The sequence below is a fragment of the Nostoc sp. genome (genome assembly GCF_036919595.1).
In the GTDB taxonomy this organism is placed as follows: Bacteria; Cyanobacteriota; Cyanobacteriia; order Cyanobacteriales; family Nostocaceae; genus Nostoc.
On the sequence record NZ_JBALCO010000016.1, the window covers coordinates 73206 to 89276 of the forward strand.

18 protein-coding genes are annotated in these 16071 nt (G+C 41.9%); 7 read left to right on the forward strand and 11 right to left on the reverse strand.

From position 1 onward, the window contains the following. Nucleotides 1-7 precede the first annotated feature (7 nt). A complete protein-coding gene (locus tag V7K21_RS02445) occupies nt 8-289 on the forward strand; it encodes a hypothetical protein (RefSeq protein WP_292832379.1) in 282 nt (93 codons plus the stop codon). A 216-nt stretch (nt 290-505) separates the two neighbouring features. Here V7K21_RS02445 and purF read toward each other — a convergent pair whose 3' ends face one another. Continuing rightward, nucleotides 506-2005, reverse strand: coding sequence for an amidophosphoribosyltransferase (gene purF, locus V7K21_RS02450; RefSeq protein WP_335171227.1), 1500 nt, complete (start codon nt 2003-2005; stop codon nt 506-508). A 369-nt stretch (nt 2006-2374) separates the two neighbouring features. Beyond that, nucleotides 2375-4747: a phosphoribosylformylglycinamidine synthase subunit PurL gene (purL, locus tag V7K21_RS02455; protein WP_335171228.1), complete on the reverse strand. Its 2373-nt coding sequence runs from the start codon at nt 4745-4747 to the stop codon at nt 2375-2377. 374 nt (nt 4748-5121) lie between these two features. Here purL and V7K21_RS02460 point away from each other — a divergent pair, with 374 nt between their 5' ends. Further along, nucleotides 5122-5352, forward strand: a complete 231-nt coding sequence (locus V7K21_RS02460; protein ID WP_335171229.1) for a hypothetical protein — start codon at nt 5122-5124, stop codon at nt 5350-5352. A gap of 846 nt (nt 5353-6198) precedes the next feature. Here V7K21_RS02460 and V7K21_RS02465 read toward each other — a convergent pair. Beyond that, nucleotides 6199-6684 carry an allophycocyanin subunit alpha-B gene (locus V7K21_RS02465; protein ID WP_273767312.1) on the reverse strand — a complete coding sequence of 162 codons (486 nt, stop codon included), beginning with the start codon at nt 6682-6684 and terminating at the stop codon, nt 6199-6201. Nucleotides 6685-6964: 280 nt separating this feature from the next. Between V7K21_RS02465 and rlmD the strand changes: the two genes are divergently transcribed. Both rlmD and V7K21_RS02475 read left to right on the forward strand, forming a co-directional pair. Beyond that, nucleotides 6965-8371, forward strand: coding sequence for a 23S rRNA (uracil(1939)-C(5))-methyltransferase RlmD (gene rlmD / locus V7K21_RS02470; protein WP_335171255.1), 1407 nt, complete (start codon nt 6965-6967; stop codon nt 8369-8371). A 390-nt stretch (nt 8372-8761) separates the two neighbouring features. Beyond that, entirely contained in the window at nt 8762-9211 is a 450-nt protein-coding gene (locus V7K21_RS02475; RefSeq protein WP_298911492.1) for an ATP-binding protein, read from the forward strand. Between the two features lie 64 nt (nt 9212-9275). Here V7K21_RS02475 and V7K21_RS02480 read toward each other — a convergent pair whose 3' ends face one another. Beyond that, nucleotides 9276-9554: a DUF6439 family protein gene (locus V7K21_RS02480; protein WP_335171230.1), complete on the reverse strand. Its 279-nt coding sequence runs from the start codon at nt 9552-9554 to the stop codon at nt 9276-9278. Between the two features lie 45 nt (nt 9555-9599). On the opposite strand from V7K21_RS02480, the gene V7K21_RS02485 reads away from it, so the two are divergent. Both V7K21_RS02485 and asnS read left to right on the forward strand, forming a co-directional pair. Beyond that, nucleotides 9600-9962, forward strand: a complete 363-nt coding sequence (locus V7K21_RS02485; protein WP_335171231.1) for a hypothetical protein — start codon at nt 9600-9602, stop codon at nt 9960-9962. A gap of 2 nt (nt 9963-9964) precedes the next feature. Then, complete coding sequence (gene asnS / locus V7K21_RS02490) at nt 9965-11356, forward strand: asparagine--tRNA ligase (RefSeq protein ID WP_335171232.1); 1392 nt, start codon at nt 9965-9967, stop codon at nt 11354-11356. 137 nt (nt 11357-11493) lie between these two features. Here the strand turns inward: asnS and V7K21_RS02495 are convergent, their stop codons facing one another. The 4 genes from V7K21_RS02495 to V7K21_RS02510 all read right to left on the reverse strand — a co-directional run bounded on the left by V7K21_RS02495 (nt 11494) and on the right by V7K21_RS02510 (nt 13655). Continuing rightward, the gene (locus V7K21_RS02495) at nt 11494-11679 is read right to left on the reverse strand and encodes a hypothetical protein (protein WP_335171233.1); all 186 of its coding nucleotides are present in this window, start codon (nt 11677-11679) and stop codon (nt 11494-11496) included. Nucleotides 11680-11797: 118 nt separating this feature from the next. Beyond that, nucleotides 11798-12235 carry a hypothetical protein gene (locus V7K21_RS02500; RefSeq protein ID WP_335171235.1) on the reverse strand — a complete coding sequence of 146 codons (438 nt, stop codon included), beginning with the start codon at nt 12233-12235 and terminating at the stop codon, nt 11798-11800. A gap of 337 nt (nt 12236-12572) precedes the next feature. Then, nucleotides 12573-13490, reverse strand: coding sequence for a hypothetical protein (locus tag V7K21_RS02505; protein WP_335171236.1), 918 nt, complete (start codon nt 13488-13490; stop codon nt 12573-12575). A gap of 27 nt (nt 13491-13517) precedes the next feature. Then, nucleotides 13518-13655 (reverse strand): hypothetical protein, encoded by a 138-nt coding sequence (locus V7K21_RS02510; RefSeq protein ID WP_335171238.1) that lies wholly within the window; start codon nt 13653-13655, stop codon nt 13518-13520. 359 nt (nt 13656-14014) lie between these two features. Between V7K21_RS02510 and V7K21_RS02515 the strand changes: the two genes are divergently transcribed. Further along, nucleotides 14015-14179, forward strand: coding sequence for a hypothetical protein (locus V7K21_RS02515; protein WP_335171239.1), 165 nt, complete (start codon nt 14015-14017; stop codon nt 14177-14179). 215 nt (nt 14180-14394) lie between these two features. Here the strand turns inward: V7K21_RS02515 and V7K21_RS02520 are convergent, their stop codons facing one another. From V7K21_RS02520 to V7K21_RS02530, 3 genes are all read right to left on the reverse strand, one after another. Then, on the reverse strand, nt 14395-15072 hold the full coding sequence (locus V7K21_RS02520) for a response regulator transcription factor (protein ID WP_273767301.1): 678 nt from the start codon (nt 15070-15072) through the stop codon (nt 14395-14397). 328 nt (nt 15073-15400) lie between these two features. Next, the gene (locus V7K21_RS02525; RefSeq protein ID WP_335171240.1) at nt 15401-15571 is read right to left on the reverse strand and encodes a hypothetical protein; all 171 of its coding nucleotides are present in this window, start codon (nt 15569-15571) and stop codon (nt 15401-15403) included. A gap of 43 nt (nt 15572-15614) precedes the next feature. Next, on the reverse strand, nt 15615-15878 hold the full coding sequence (locus tag V7K21_RS02530; RefSeq protein ID WP_335171241.1) for a hypothetical protein: 264 nt from the start codon (nt 15876-15878) through the stop codon (nt 15615-15617). Between the last annotated feature and the right edge of the window lie 193 nt (nt 15879-16071).

The window sequence follows — 16071 nt, forward strand, 5'->3', positions numbered from 1 at the left end:
CATCTCCATGTTGTCCGAAGTTTATTACTTGGTGCGCTCAAAAACTGACGGTAATTATCTCATAGCTCGTCCTGACACCGAAACATCAGGTTATTTATTGCTGTTTCAGGAAAACTTTGATGCCCTTAGCTATCTCAACACCCATGCGGCAGAAGTGGCAAATCGCTTTACTGTAGAATCTATTGCGCGTACACAGTTGGGAAACTTGCTCAAACGCTGGGGTTTTAGCGGTGTGGGTATTGTAACTGACCCGTTATTGCCCAAGGTTGAGTTTTTGCAGCACAGTTAAATTTATGGATTAGCGTAGACGCTTCCTCGGCTTGTCGTCAGACATCGCTTGCTAATATTGTTTAAGCAAATAATTGTGCGATCGCACAAGTAAAATCAGACAATATGGGTAAATTCAATTCATCACCATTGAACAACCCTGAGATTGACAGCATTTATTTAGCCCGCGCAGGCGGGCTTGGTTTGTTTAGCCGCAGACTTCAGTCTGTCGAAGCCTTTACACTACTACCTTTTCTAAACTCAACTTAGAACGTTTCACTTGCTCAGGAATCGCTACGGGATAATCTCCGGTGAAGCAGGCAGAACAGAAACTATTAGTGTCTTCTCGTGTCGCTTCTAGCATTCCCTCCCAACTGAGATAGGCGAGGCTATCTACTTCCAGTTGATTGGCAATTTCTGCTACTGACTTGGTAGCAGCAATCAGCTGATCCTGAGAATCGGTATCAATGCCATAGAAGCAGGGATGAGTTACAGGCGGAGAAGAAATTCGCATATGTACTTCTACTGCACCTACCTCACGTAAGGTTTTGACTAGTTTACGGCTGGTAGTACCCCGGACAATCGAGTCGTCTACGATGATCACTCGTTTACCCGCTAGCACATCTTTGAGAGGGTTGAGTTTCATGCGGATACCTGACTCACGCATGGTTTGGGTTGGTTGAATAAAGGTTCGTCCAACATAGCGATTTTTAATCAGTCCTTCGGCGTAAGCTACACCAGAAGCTTGGGAAAATCCGATGGCAGCAGGGATACCAGAATCAGGAACACCAAAGACAATATCGGCATCTACAAAAGATTCTTTAGCTAATTGATGTCCTAACCGCATCCGATAGCTGTACAAACTCTCATTGTGCATGACGCTATCAGGGCGGGCAAAGTAAATCATCTCAAAGATACACAATTTCCGCTGGGGCTGTTGACTCCAATGATACGAAGCCAAACCTTCTTCAGTAATCCAAACTAATTCACCTGGTTCTACGTCTCGCAGGTATTCGGCTCCAATGATGTCTAAACCACAAGTCTCCGAAGCCAAAACGTAACGGACTGGATTACCAGCCAAAGTGCCAATTACTAAGGGGCGAATGCCATTGGTATCCCGGACACCCATAACGCCGTTAGGAGTGCCAATAACTAAACTAAAAGCTCCTTGGCAACGATGAAATGCCTGAATTGCACCTTCTAACCAATCTGCACCAGTATTGATCGCTTCGGCGATCGCAAAAGCGATCATTTCTGAGTCTGTTGTTGTGACTAAGTTGTATTTTTTCTCAAGCAACTCTTGACGTAATTGCACCGTATTGACTAAATTGCCGTTATGTGCTAGTGCTAATGACCCTAAACGAGTTTCCAGCACTGCGGGTTGGGCATTAACTTTGCGGCTAGAACCTGTGGTGGAATAACGTGTGTGACCAACAGCAAGGCTACCAGGCAATTGATCCAAGATGGATTCATTGAAAACTTGAGACACCAAGCCCATATCTTTGTGGAGGTGTACTTGTGTACCCTCAAAGGTGGCAATACCGGCTGATTCTTGACCCCGATGCTGAAGGGCATACAATCCAAAGTATGTCAGTTTAGCAACGTCTTCTGCTGGTGCGTAGATGCCAAAAACACCACAAGCTTCTTCTGGCTTGTCAGGCTGATTTTCATGACTATTGATTGGGTTGTTGGTCTGCTCGGGGTATTCATCCGAAGTGACAGAATGAATAGAAATCATGCTAGCTTTGCTCCTGGTGGGGGGGTCAATCAATTTTGGATTTGAGATTTACAATTTTGGATTGACCGCACCCTAGTAGGAATGCGGCTTGAGATTTGAGAGTGGCTACTTTTAAATTTGTTTCGCTCACTAGGAGTAAGACATAAACCATAAGAAACACCCTCAATCCAAAATCTAAAATTCAAAATCTAAAATCGGTAGTCAAGTCACTGGGATTATATAGATGGTAGCGAAGTCTTAACAAATCTTTAACCATCCATTAAAACAGTACCGTAATTATGCTCAGGGATGCTAATAAAAGAGTTAAAAGTGAGGAATGAGGAGTTATGCTTTTTATTCCTAACTGCTTACTTTCAACTCCTAACATCTTTAACTGTGGGTAGTAGTGTGGATGGCGAGACGTCTGGCGAGCGCATGGGAATAGCGATCACTCATATCTTCGATCCTAACTTTGATTAAGGCTTGGTTATCAGTAGTGAAAACCCCCAAACCCGTCTCATAATTACGAACCGTACCCAGTTTTTGCCATTCTTGACCCAGATGTTCCTGTAAGTATGATTTCCAAATTTCTTGTTGTTCTGATGCTACAGAAACTAAAATCCTGGTACCACCTTCGGCAAACAACACCTCATCCAGACGGTTTAAGGGCGCTGGTGCTATTTCTAAATTGATTTCGGCACCAAGGTTACCAGCAATACAACATTCGGCTATTGCGATCACCACCCCTCCCTCAGAACAATCATGGGCTGAACGAACCCAACCATTACGAATTCCTTCACGACAAACTTTCTGGACGCGGCGTTCCAAGTCAAAATCTACCCGTGGCGGCTTTCCGGCAACAGTACTGTGGATAGTGGCTAAATACTCAGATGCTCCCAAACTGATTTGGGATGCCAGAGGTAATCCGAGAAGATAAATTACATCGCCAGATGCTTGCCAACCTTGACCACAAATTTTGGTTATATCGGGAATCAAGCCTACCATACCCACAACCGGAGTGGGATAAATGGGTTGTGGAATACCTTGGGAATCGAGGGTTTCATTGTACAAAGAGACATTTCCGCCTGTGACGGGTGTTGCCAATTCTCGACAAGCTTCTGCCAAACCGCGACAAGCTTCTGCCAATTGCCAGTAACCAATCGGTTTTTCTGGAGAACCAAAATTCAGGTTATCCGTTACCGCCAGAGGTTCTGCACCCACACAGCTAAGATTGCGTGCGGCTTCTGCCACCACTGCCTTAGCTCCCTCGTAAGGATCAAGATAAACATAACGAGGATTGCAATCTACTGTTGCTGCCACTCCTAATTTTAGATTTGGGATTTGGGATTTTAGATTAGGGACTTGTTCAAGTGGGCGTAAGCGCACTACAGCTGCATCTGCACCACCTGGTAGTATCACTGTATTATTTTGTACTTGATGATCATACTGACGATATACCCAGTTTTTAGAGGCGATCGTGGGTGTATCGAGCAAAGTTAAGAGAATATCATTCCAAGTTTGCAGGCGTCCTTGGAGTTCTATTCCAGCAGTTGTGCAGGGAGGTAAGGAATCAGGAGTCCATTCCCAAGCTTGACGTGCATATTCTGGAGGTTCTGTCAACAAATCCCGGTGATAAAGTGGGGTATTTTCCGCCAAAGCTTCAGCGGGAATTTCTGCTGCTACTTCACCCTGGAAGAGAATCCGCACGATGGGTTCAGCAATTACTGTACCGGCAACAACAGCATGAAGTCCCCAACGGTGGAAAATGTCGATTAATTCTTGCTCATGCCCTTTATGGGCAACGAACAGCATTCGTTCTTGAGATTCCGAAAGCAAATATTCATAGGGAACCATCCCCGTTTCTCTTGCGGGAATCTTATCTAAATCTAGTTCAATTCCCACACCGCCTTTCGCCGCCATCTCTGAGGTAGAACAGGTGATCCCGGCTGCTCCCATATCCTGGGCGGCGACAACTGCACCTGTCTTAAACGCCTCCAGACAAGCTTCAATTAACGACTTTTCCAAAAAGGGGTCGCCCACTTGCACAGCAGGACGGTCATCCATTGACTGTTCGCTCAATTCTGCACTGGCAAAACTTGCGCCTCCTATACCATCGCGTCCTGTGGTGGAACCGACATACAACACAGGGTTACCTAAGCCAGATGCCCCAGATTTGACAATTTCTAGCGTTTCCATCAACCCCAGCGCCATAACGTTCACCAGAGGATTACCAGAATAAGCAGAATCAAAGTAAACTTCGCCACCAACGGTGGGCACTCCCACACAGTTGCCATAATGGGCAATTCCTGCAACTACACCAGTAAATAACCTTTGGGTTTTGGCATCTTCGAGGGAACCAAAGCGCAGCGAGTTCAATATCGCAATGGGACGCGCACCCATTGTAAAAATATCTCGGAGAATGCCTCCCACTCCCGTTGCCGCTCCCTGAAAGGGTTCGACAGCTGAAGGGTGATTGTGGGATTCAATCTTAAAGGCTAGTTGTAGTCCGTCACCCAAATCTACAACCCCAGCATTTTCACCAGGCCCTACAAGGATGCGGGACCCTTCGGTAGGAAACTGTTTGAGTAAAGGTCGAGAATTTTTGTAACAGCAATGCTCTGACCACATTACGCCAAACATTCCCAGTTCAGCTTTGTTGGGATGACGCCCTAAGCGACGGACAATTTCTGCGTATTCTTCTGGTTTTATACCTTCAGCAGCGATTTCTTGGGGGGAAAAGGGAGCAGGAGATGTGGCAGTCATGGAAATAATGCACCAATTGTACAGAGCATTATTCTATCGATTTACTTGACCTCTAAATGCAGATATAGGATTGTTCATCGCTAGATGCTACAGATCGGTTGAATAGGTAAATCTATTTAGGGACTTCCAAAGAATAATTTATCGAACAAGTAAGAGTACAGCACCGATCAAATATCTGTTTTACCGAAAGTCTGTGGATGCCATACCCCTACAATTTGGGTCTTTTTTTGATTGGAAGTCCCTAGAACCTATCCTACTATTCTAAAAATCCCTAGTCCTTTTCGTAAAATGCGCTTAAAAACTTGATTTTTAGTTTTTAGTTGTCAATAAGCTTAAGCTTTGTAGCACAAATATTATTAATGGGATAAGTTCTAATGATTTATACGCTTTCAGGAAAGGACACCATTAAGGGCACGGGTGCTGCCAGCATCGGCGACTTGAATCAGGGTGGAAATGGGACTGGCATCGCTAACAGTGGCAGTCTGAATATAGAGAACGGTGAAGACGCGATCGCTGGCACAGGGAAGGGCGGTAACGGCGGCGATGAGAAATTTATCTTTGCAGATAGCTCTTTCTGCTACAGTACTTTGGTAAACGGGGCATAGGTTTGTTAACTATCTCGCCTTATATCCCTGTATGGAGGATGTCACTTCCTCTATCTCGTGTTTTAACCCCTGAGTGTCTAATAGGTGTAGTATGCTCTTAGTCTGAAAAAGCATCTACCAGCGTATATATTCTTAGCTCCAAACTTGCATAGATTTACTGTAACTCAGCGATTACTCGCCTATATGCAGTTTAGCTGTAACAATGAAGTGACGAAAATCACACGGATCTATGATTAGGATCGTCTCCCTGCACTTGTGAAGTAGGCATAATTAATGACAACTGAACTCTAGCCGAGTCATTAATAGGGAACACACTTAATTGCCGACAGCCTTAATCAAAGACTGTCGGTTTTTTATGTCCGTATATCCTTCATCCTTTGAGAAATGCCCCATAAATATACCTATTGAACAAGAATTCACCTATTCTGAATACAAGAGCAAAGCTGGAGACTCCGAAAGCTGTGGTCAGTAATCAAAATGCTAAGGGACTCGCTTTTTCGTGTCACTATCAGTGGGAGATTCAGACCCACCACTAAGAAAGTTGACCACCAGATCTATGATTTAGTGGGGGTCTCAAACCCCATTTATTCATCCGCCAAGGGACTTGCTACCGCAGCGGTACCCGCTTTTTCGGTCAGAATTCATGGCTTTATTCTGACTCCTAATTCTTTCTTAATAAAATTTCCCCACAACTGGTTGGTAACTTGACAAATATTTTGCCAGAGCCACTACCAAATGTGGGGAGGGTATGATCAAATTGGGGATCTTATGCCTATCGAGTGCTAATATTTTGCACTCACTTTAGTAGACCAGAAGTATACTCCTAGAACCAGCACACACTTTGTATTAAGACATCGCTTGAATGATGTAATCAAAGTAGGGTGCTGCTTGGGCAGTGTCTTCCGCACTCAGCAAGCTAAGAGAGGCTGTTTTGAGAGAATTGATCGCTTCTACCATTCCAGGCACGGGAACGCCCAATGAATTGTACATTTCCCGCACGCCAATCAAACCGATTTTTTCAATTGGCTCTTTGTCGCCTGCAAGCACACCATAAGTAATTAGACGTAAGTACCAACCAAAATCACGGATACATAGAGAGCGCTGGCGTTCTCCGTAAGCATTACCTCCGGGGGAGATAAAATCAGGACGCTTCTGCCAAAGTTGTTTGGTTGCTTCCTGAACTATCTTTTTTTCGTTTTCGGCTAAGGTAGCCGCAATCCGCGTCCGTTGTACGCCGGTTTGCAAAAAGTCTTTGATATTTTTAAGTTCGCCACTGCTGGGATAGCGCAGTTCGTCGTCGGCTTTGAGAATAACTTGGCTAATTACAGTCATGATTGTTGAAATCACCTGAAATATTATCTGTTAGTTTAACGAGTCGGAGGTACACAAGTGAAGGGATAGGAGCTACTTATATATTGAATTTATCTGTTTGGGGAGATGAGGGAGGTGACGAAGCAGGGGAACAGGGAAGAGGGAGCACAGGGGGGAAAGAGGTATTTTATATCATTCCCCCTTGGAAGAGCAGCACCCTGCCCCTATGCTTCTTACCAATGCCCCATGACGCCACTTGCTTGAAGTAAGTGGCTCCCCCATGCTCAATAACTAATAACTAATAACTAAAATGATTTGGCAACAGGGTGAATTAATTGAAGTGACGATCGCTAACCTGAGTGATACAGGCGATGGTGTAGGACGCGCTGATGAGCGTGTTGTCTTTGTCCCAGATACTGTACCAGGCGATCGCGCCATTGTCCGCTTGGTTCATGTTAAACCCAAATTCGCCCACGGGAAGTTTCAGCAGCTATTAGAGCCATCTCCCCACCGGATTCGACCTAGTTGTATTGTGGCGGATAAGTGCGGTGGTTGCCAGTGGCAGCATATTAATTATGATTACCAGTTAGTAGCCAAGCAAAATCAAGTTATTCAAGCTTTGGAACGCATTGGCGGTTTTGTTCAACCACCGGTAGATCCGGTACTTGCCGCCCCTTCTGCTTTAAACTACCGTAATAAATCTACATATCCTCTGAGCACATCGGCAACAGGACAGGTACAAGCTGGTTACTACCAAAAAGGTAGTCACCAATTAATTAATTTAAATCAATGTCCAGTCCAAGACTCGCGCTTAAATCCCTTACTTGCCGAAGTTAAGCAGGATATCCAACAACGGGGTTGGCAAATTTATGACGAACAGCGCCACCTTGGACAAATTCGCCATCTCGGTTTACGCATTGGCCGACACACAGGAGAAATGTTGCTGACTTTGGTAGTGAAGAACTGGAATTTATCAGGAATTGAAACCCAAGCCCAGGAATGGTTAAAGCGCTATCCCCAGTTAGTGGGAGTGTCGCTCAATCGCAACTCTGATCGCACAAATGCTATCTTTGGATCAGAAACCCGTTGCATCGCTGGAGTCCCACACCTGCGTGAAAATTTTGCTGGATTGGAATTTAAAGTGCGCCCAGATACATTTTTCCAAGTTTATACAGAAACAGCAGAGGCACTATTGCAGGTAATTCAATCAGAACTCAATCTTCAAGGGCATGAGTTGCTAGTTGATGCCTACTGTGGTATTGGGACTTTAACTTTACCCCTCGCCAAAAAAGTCCGGATTGCTACAGGATTAGAAATGCAACCAGCAGCAGTGGAACAAGCTATTTTGAATGCCCAGCGTAACAGAATTGATAATGTGACATTCCAAGTCGGGGCGGTAGAGAAATTGCTGCCAAAAATGGGCACAATACCAGAAGTAATAATACTCGATCCGCCACGTAAGGGGTGCGATCGGGCTGTCATCGACACTTTACGGCAACTGAAACCATCTCGGATCGTTTACGTCAGCTGTAAAGTAGCCACCCTCGCCCGCGACCTGAAATTACTTTGTCAAGATGGGCAATATATTATCACACGGGTACAACCTGCTGATTTTTTTCCTCAAACGGCTCATGTTGAAGCTGCTGCCTTTCTTGCGCTATCAAATTTGTACAAGGATAGTAATTCCTTTACAAAAACTGAAATTTGAAATTTTTAGTCTAGCGCATACTAAAGATGCTAAAATTGAATTAAGCTAAAAATAGAAATTCATTTTGTTTAAATAAATTCAAGTTGCATAGCCTCTTAAAAATATGAATTGGATTGTGTAAATCAGAAATCGCCAATTAATTAGAGTATGCCAATACTCTGTCAAATTACTAGCATCTTTTGAAGTTGCTGAATTCATTATCAAAACTATTCCAGCCGTTTTATATCTAAGCAATCCAAACTCATACTATAGAGCTAATGCTCCCTAGCATTTTCAAAATTTAGTTTTAAAGACGCAAGTTTGAAGGCAGCATGACCACCTCAAGTTTTATCAGGGTGCCTGTAATAGCAAACTGATGTCTAGCTAACTGAAAGCTATGGGGTTTCTCTTGTGATTACTATTTCACTCCGTCCAGTTGGACGTTATTGGGGCACTATTAGTTTTGCCTCAACCCTCTACCTTTGTCCAATATTAGACTTACTATTGGCAGAAATCCCAGCAAAATTACAAGCAGAACTGCGGCTAGGACTTCAAGAAGCCTTAGTGAACGCAGCTAAACATGGCAATAATCTTGATCCAAGTAAAACAGTTGTAGTCCGTTTTTCCTTAATAGATAATCAATATTGGTGGATAATATCAGACCAGGGTAGCGGCTTTACTCCTTCATCTACTAGTGATGAGGAGCCAACAGACTATTTACCACCAGATGAATCAGAAAGTGGTCGTGGTTTATGTCTTCTGCATCAAATTTTTGATCAGGTAGAGTGGAACCGCAAAGGCACAGAATTGAGGCTTTGTAAACAAATGGAAAATCGTCCCCGTTTATCTCTGCGACGGTAGCTTATTTAAGAGTTAGGAGTTAAGAGTTAAAAATTTGAAACTTTTAACTCCTGACTCCTAATTTTTAAGTTTTTCCGTGAGTTGGACAGGGAGGCGCAGAAATAGAGCGATCTAACCAACCAACTGCTTGTTCTAATCTGGCTTGAGCTTCTTGTGGCTGATTTTTTAAAAGAAACACAACAGCTGCTGCCACTTGTTCATTAGCGCGGGAATTACGGTTAGACTTGAGGCGATGCCAATCGTTAGGGGAGATGCTCAGTCTTTCCATCAAGGCTTGAGCTAGTTCCAGAGTACTAAGTTCATTCAGTTGACTAGTTTGAGGCAGCTGGGTAGATTGGGACATAATCTATTGGCACATTTGCATTTACTTCTACTGTACTACTTGTAAATGAAGCCGTCTAAACAATCACAGCCATCAGGGGAAACTCCAGAACCAGATTTTGAACAAGAATTGGAGGAAGTAGAGCGATCGCTCCTATCCTTAAAAGAGCGTTATGATCAAGTGCAAAGCGATCGCCAACAACAGGCACAATGGCAACAGTACCGCGATCAACTGAAGCACAATAAATCTCAGACACCAAAAATCAAAGCAGAGTTAAAGCAAATTCAACAGCAGTTGGAAATGTTAGAACTAAACTTAGAAAGCCAGTTATTTTCTTGGCGTAGCCTCAAAAAACCTTTCTGGCAAGTCGTCCGCTTTGGTGGAATGGGCGTTATCATAGGCTGGATATTAAAGTCTTATGCTGGATAAATATGGTAAATCGACGGATTGCAGAAATATTGCGAAGTGGTGAACCTGATGAGTCTCTCCAAATTCAAGGCTGGGTGCGGACGAAACGCGAGTCCAAAGGGTTTGCTTTTATTGAAGTCAATGACGGCTCATCACTAGCTAATTTGCAAGTCGTCATTAATCAGGATTTGCCAGATTACGAAGCTATCTTGAAAAAATTGAATACAGGTGCTGCTGTTGAGGTGACAGGGGCACTAGTGGCTTCTCTTGGTAAAGGACAGCGGATTGAGTTGAAAGCCGAGTCCGTGAAAGTTTACGGCGAAGCTGATCCCGATACATATCCCCTGCAAAAGAAACGCCATTCCTTTGAGTTTCTGCGAACCATTGGACATTTGCGATCGCGTACCAATTCTTTTGGTGCTGTTTTTCGCGTCAGAAATGCTTGTTCGACAGCAATTCACCAATTCTTCCACGAGAGAGGCTTTTTGTGGATACATACACCCATTATCACTGTTAGCGATTGCGAAGGTGCGGGTGAACTATTTAACGTTACCAGTTTAGATTTAAAGAATATTCCGCGCACAGAAAATCAAGCAGTAGATTACAGTCAAGACTTTTTTGCTAAACCCACATATTTAACAGTTAGCGGTCAGTTGGAAGCGGAAGTGATGGCGATGGCGTTTTCCAACGTTTACACATTTGGCCCTACCTTCCGTGCAGAAAATTCCAACACCTCCCGCCACCTAGCAGAATTTTGGATGGTTGAGCCAGAAATGGCTTTTTGTGACCTAGAAGGCGATATGGATTTAGCCGAGGCGTTTCTCAAACACATTTTTAAATATGTGTTGGAAACTTGCCCAGAAGACATGGAATTTTTTAATGAACGCATTGATAAATCTGTGTTATCAACAGCCGAAAATATTATTAATAATCAGTTTGAACGCTTAACTTATACAGAAGCCATCAAACTTTTAGAAAAAGCTGATGTAAAATTTGAATATCCTGTAAGTTGGGGTTTAGATTTACAATCAGAACACGAACGTTACCTAGCTGAACAATTATTTAAAAAGCCTGCGATCGTTACAGATTATCCAGCGCAAATCAAAGCTTTTTATATGCGTTTAAATGACGATGAAAAAACCGTCCGCGCAATGGATATTCTCGCACCCAAAATTGGCGAAATTGTCGGCGGTTCCCAGCGCGAAGAACGCCTAGAAGTATTAGAGCGTCGTGTCTTAGCGCAAGGGTTAAAGCCAGAAGATTTGTGGTGGTATCTTGATTTGCGTCGTTATGGTACTGTTCCCCATGCGGGTTTTGGACTAGGTTTTGAACGACTTGTGCAATTTATGACTGGTATGGGAAATATTCGTGATGTGATTCCTTTTCCGCGTACACCACAAAGTGCTGAGTTTTAGTTTTAAACCCAGGCGATTGATTATAAATCGTGTTTACCCAAATCAAGTCCGTCTGCGCGGACTAATAAAAACTTTAAAACCCGCATTCACGGGTTTTGCTTGTATAGCCGTGTATTTTCTTAAACGATTAATTAAAATTAAGATTTTTGAATCTCCTCTTGTAAAACTTGAATTTGGTCAATAGATAATTCAGTAACTTGAGCAATTTGCTCTAAACTCATTCCAATTCGCAACAAATTTAAAGCCAACTTTCTTGTTGTTTCTGCTTTGCCTTTGGCTTCGCCTTCTTCTAGGATTTGTTGATAAATGACTGATTCGCGCATAATCTCACTTCTTAAAATCTTGCTAATTACATTTTTATTTAACACCAGACCTGCTAGAATTCCACTGGCAGCAGCTATATTTCTTTGTAGCTGTTGATCTAACTATTGTAAATTTTACCTACTGTCCAAGTAACTCTTGTCTACGCCGCTCTTGTTGCTGCTCATCAACACGTTGCTTTACTTCTTCATACTTTACTGCGGCTGCAAATGCTTCTTCAAAAATTTGTCCACTTAAGTTTTTACTTTCATTTTCATCTCTTAACACAGAGATTATCTCCCTTCTTTGTTTATTGTCCAGGGCTAAAAACCATTTTATCAAAGCATTTAATATCATTTTCCTTGAGATAATTTTATTGTAAAAAATAACACATAAATGACACACGTACACCAAATAGCAATCCCCATTAAAATGCCTAGAATCTACATCTTGACAAGAAGATATTGCGCTATCTCTAGCGATAGATTTTAACATTGTTTCATCACATTCTTTACTAGATGCATCTTGACTAGCAAGACAATCTAATAACTTTATATCAGGAATATTACTCTCATCCACACTATTATATCCATTATAAAATGCTAGGCTTGCAGCAGCTACAGAAGCAGGATATCCATCAACTAATTCTCCTGAAGAGGCTAACCAAGGAAACTTAGATAAAATTAATAAGTAGTGATATCTATAATCAATGCAAAATGAAACTTTATATCCATTTGATTCGATGCCTGAAAAATTTATTTTTTGTAATAATCAGGTGAAAATGTATCTTTCTGCCAGCTTTCAGCAACTTGGCTAAGTATCTTCATATTAACCTGTGCATCACTTCTCATTGATGTTAACAACAAAGCCGAGCTAGTAACGAGCAAAGTTATTAAGCTTTTCACTGTAAAATTTCTCATTGATTTTCCTCTCTTATTACTTGTTTTAATTCATCATAAGTTTTAGGGATGGGATATGTAGATTCCCAAGGATTAGGGATATTAGCCGTATCATCTTTTATATCTATTGCATTTGTGAGTTGTTTTTTTGGAACTTCTTGTTTAGGTGTTAATTTCCGTGTAATTGAGGTTACTACAGTTGTTTTTGGTTGCTGCTTAATTTGCAAATAAACCTGTTTAGCCTTTTCAAGTTTAATTTTTGTCTGTCGGTCTTTATCGGCTTGTTGCCTTTTTTGTGCAACTAAAGCATCTTGATGTTCGTTTTCTCTGATCACAGCCTCTAGCTGTTCCCTTTCTGCTGTAGCAGCAGCTTCTTTTTTAATAGCCGCTTGTTTCTCTTGCTCTGCTTTTAAAGCAGCCTGAAGTTTTTCTTTTTCTATCTCTTCTATTTGAGCTTGTTCGGTTCCTAATTTGTCAGATGTAGGCAAATTTAGAGAACTTATTGTGGGTTGAGGTTGAGCATTTGGTGGAGTTTCATAAACTTTGGTAACTGGTCTATGAATAGGTACTGGGACATTTTCTTCAGGAGAAACAGAAACTAGGTTTTTATTGTTTGGTAGGTTAAGATCAGCAATAAAAACGGCAAAACATCCGACTCCTAAGCCGATGAAAACTTGCCAAAGTTTTTGTCTTTTCCGAGTCTGGCTAAAAGGTGCATTGACTGATTTAATTCCACCGACTGATACAGTAACTACAGAACTAGATGACGCAGCAGATTTAGACCCATTGTTTGATTGAATTGTCGTTTGTTGGCATAGTATTTTAGGCATTTGTAACGCTTTTTCAATTTCGTTCAATTTCTGCAAAATTACTTGCGTATTTTGAGGACGATGATTTGCAATAGGAGCTATCAAATGGTCGATTAAATCTCCCAAAAGGGGAGAAATACTGAGCGCATATTTTCACCAGTGCAACTCGTTAGTCAAAGGGTCATAAATTTCTTTATCCTGGGGTTCCTTACCTGTGAGCAGAAAAATAAAAGTCCGTCCCAATGCAAAAATGCTTGATATTTTAATTGCGATCGCACTCAATTTAGTCAATCCCAAGCATTTGAAAAGCTGGTTTACAAACTGTTGTTACTGTACCTCATAAACCTGCAATCTGCTGTACTTAGCATTTGTCAGTTAAGTATTGAATTTTATACACATAAATTAGGGTTACAACAATTGTTGTAACCCTACAGATTGGCTATATTAAATCTGCTCGAAAAGCACTATAGAATAACAATTAACTTCATAATTACCGAATTATGAGCAATTTTTTAGATTTACTATATCTAGATTAATGGTTTGCAAAAGCAAATACTTTCTTGCTTGCCTGTGCAGGATAAGTGACGCTAGTGTTAAAAGAATTGTGCAAAGTAAAACTCGTCATCCCAGAGGTCGAGTAGGAAACTAGAATGGCAATTCCAAATAAACAAGTAAAATCTAATATAGATATTTTAGATAATAGACGCACCCAAACTTGTATCCAGATTCGTATTCCTAAAGACTTGCATGAGAAACCAGCCATTTCACGACTGGTTTCTCACTATAGGGTCATAATAATCATTGCTGATGCTTAGGTAAGCACAAACGTGCCACAACATAGTTGCTTCCATCTACAACTGCGAAGTACTGTTTCCCAGATTGAAAGCGCCTTAACTTACCTGGATGAGTTGGGTTTATAAGTTTTGCACCAATCCAGCCCTGAAGAAGATGGGTGGTAATAAATTTTTGATTTCGGATTTTGGATTTTAGATTGATAATCCAAAATCCAAAATCTAAAATCTAAAATTGGCTATGCCATTTGATTTTCAATCGCCCACCGCGCTAGTTCAGTGCGGTTGTGTAAATTGGTTTTGCCCAACATATTGGACACATGGCTTTCAACTGTACGCTGACTAACATTAAGTTCTTCAGCTATTTCCCGGTTAGCTAAACCCCTAGCGACAAACTGGACTACTTTCAGTTCGGTTGGGGTTAACTGCACATCGAAGGGAACCTGGATGCGGGAACTGTTTTCGCCTCCTTTTGCTTGGTGTTCTTTCCAACGGATAGTTTGTTTCAGCGAGGATTCAACTTGTGCTACGAGTTCTTCTGGTTCAAAGGGTTTGACCATATAAACATCAGCACCTTTATTTAAACCCTTAACTCGGTCTGCACTTTGTCCCTTAGCTGAAAGGAAAAGAACCGGAATCCAGCTGGTGCGTTCGTTTTGCCGGACTTGTTCCACAAAAGTATATCCGTCCATTTCCGGCATCATCACGTCGCAGATAATCATGTCTGGAACATCTTGCTCTAAAATTTCCAGAGCTTCACGTCCATTTTCGGCGGTGATGACTTCGTATCCCCGGAATTCCAAGTAATCCTTCACCAGCAAGATGAGGTTAGGGTCATCATCAATCAATAGAAGTCGTTTGTGATCTTTCATGCTGGGCTCTTTCATAGCAGTGGCACTTGTCGCGCTTCGGTCCATCAAAGTCTTGAATATTTATCCTCTATGGTGGGTTATTCGAGATGTTGTCCTTTTTCCTACTTAACTTGCCTTTGCTGTCTCGAAGTCTCAAAAATGCCGAGCACTTTCAATAGACTAGTAGCTCGATAGCAAAAGTCCAGCAAGGATACGTATAGCAGTAGTATCTATAATGCGCTATTATATATCGCTTTGAAAGGGGCGGGGTAAAAAACACTGATTAAATAATAATCTTTCTGATTCACAAGTAAGTATTGGCTTAAAGATGACCCTACCTCAAAACCAACCCGCACTTTCTTAAAGCTTACTGCTATAACATATCCTTCGGTTGTTAAGCCTCTATAACGTGTTCACAAGAAACTAGGGAAGTTTCTGGCAAAGGATGGGTTGAAAATGCATATTCTTCTACCACCTTATTGCCTATTAAGTGTTCTCGGATGAGCCGCAGGGTAACTTCCGGGTTTGCTTGGCGATACCAGGCCCCATCAGGGTAAACCACCATTATGAGTTCAGAACAACAAACGCGCAAGCAGTTGGCTTTAGTTCTAGAGACAGACGCAAATGGGATAACTTTGTTGCGGCTCATCAAGTTTTAACTCTTTAAGTCGCTTTTTGAAGTATTCCCAAGATTCCAGACTAGCTCGTTTTGAGCAGCAGTTAGCAATTGTCTGGTCAGCGCAAATAAAAATGTGTCGCTGAATTTTTGCAAGTCCTAAAGTTTCTACACAATTACTCAGGGCTTGATGTTCGACAGACTTAGTGGTTTTGGGGATTTGATGGCTAGACTGGATCACTGTATTGTTACTCATTGAGTAGCTCCCTGATTACAGTTCTATAACAATTTCCAAGCTTTGCAAATAAAGTTGACCAGATAAAAATATTCGTAACTTACGAAACGGAACCTAAAAACTAGAAATAATTAAGCATTTATACTTAAATACCCTGATTCTCTTCTAGTTCGGGAACCCGTACTCAAGGAATTCTTGCCATTGGACGCCACTT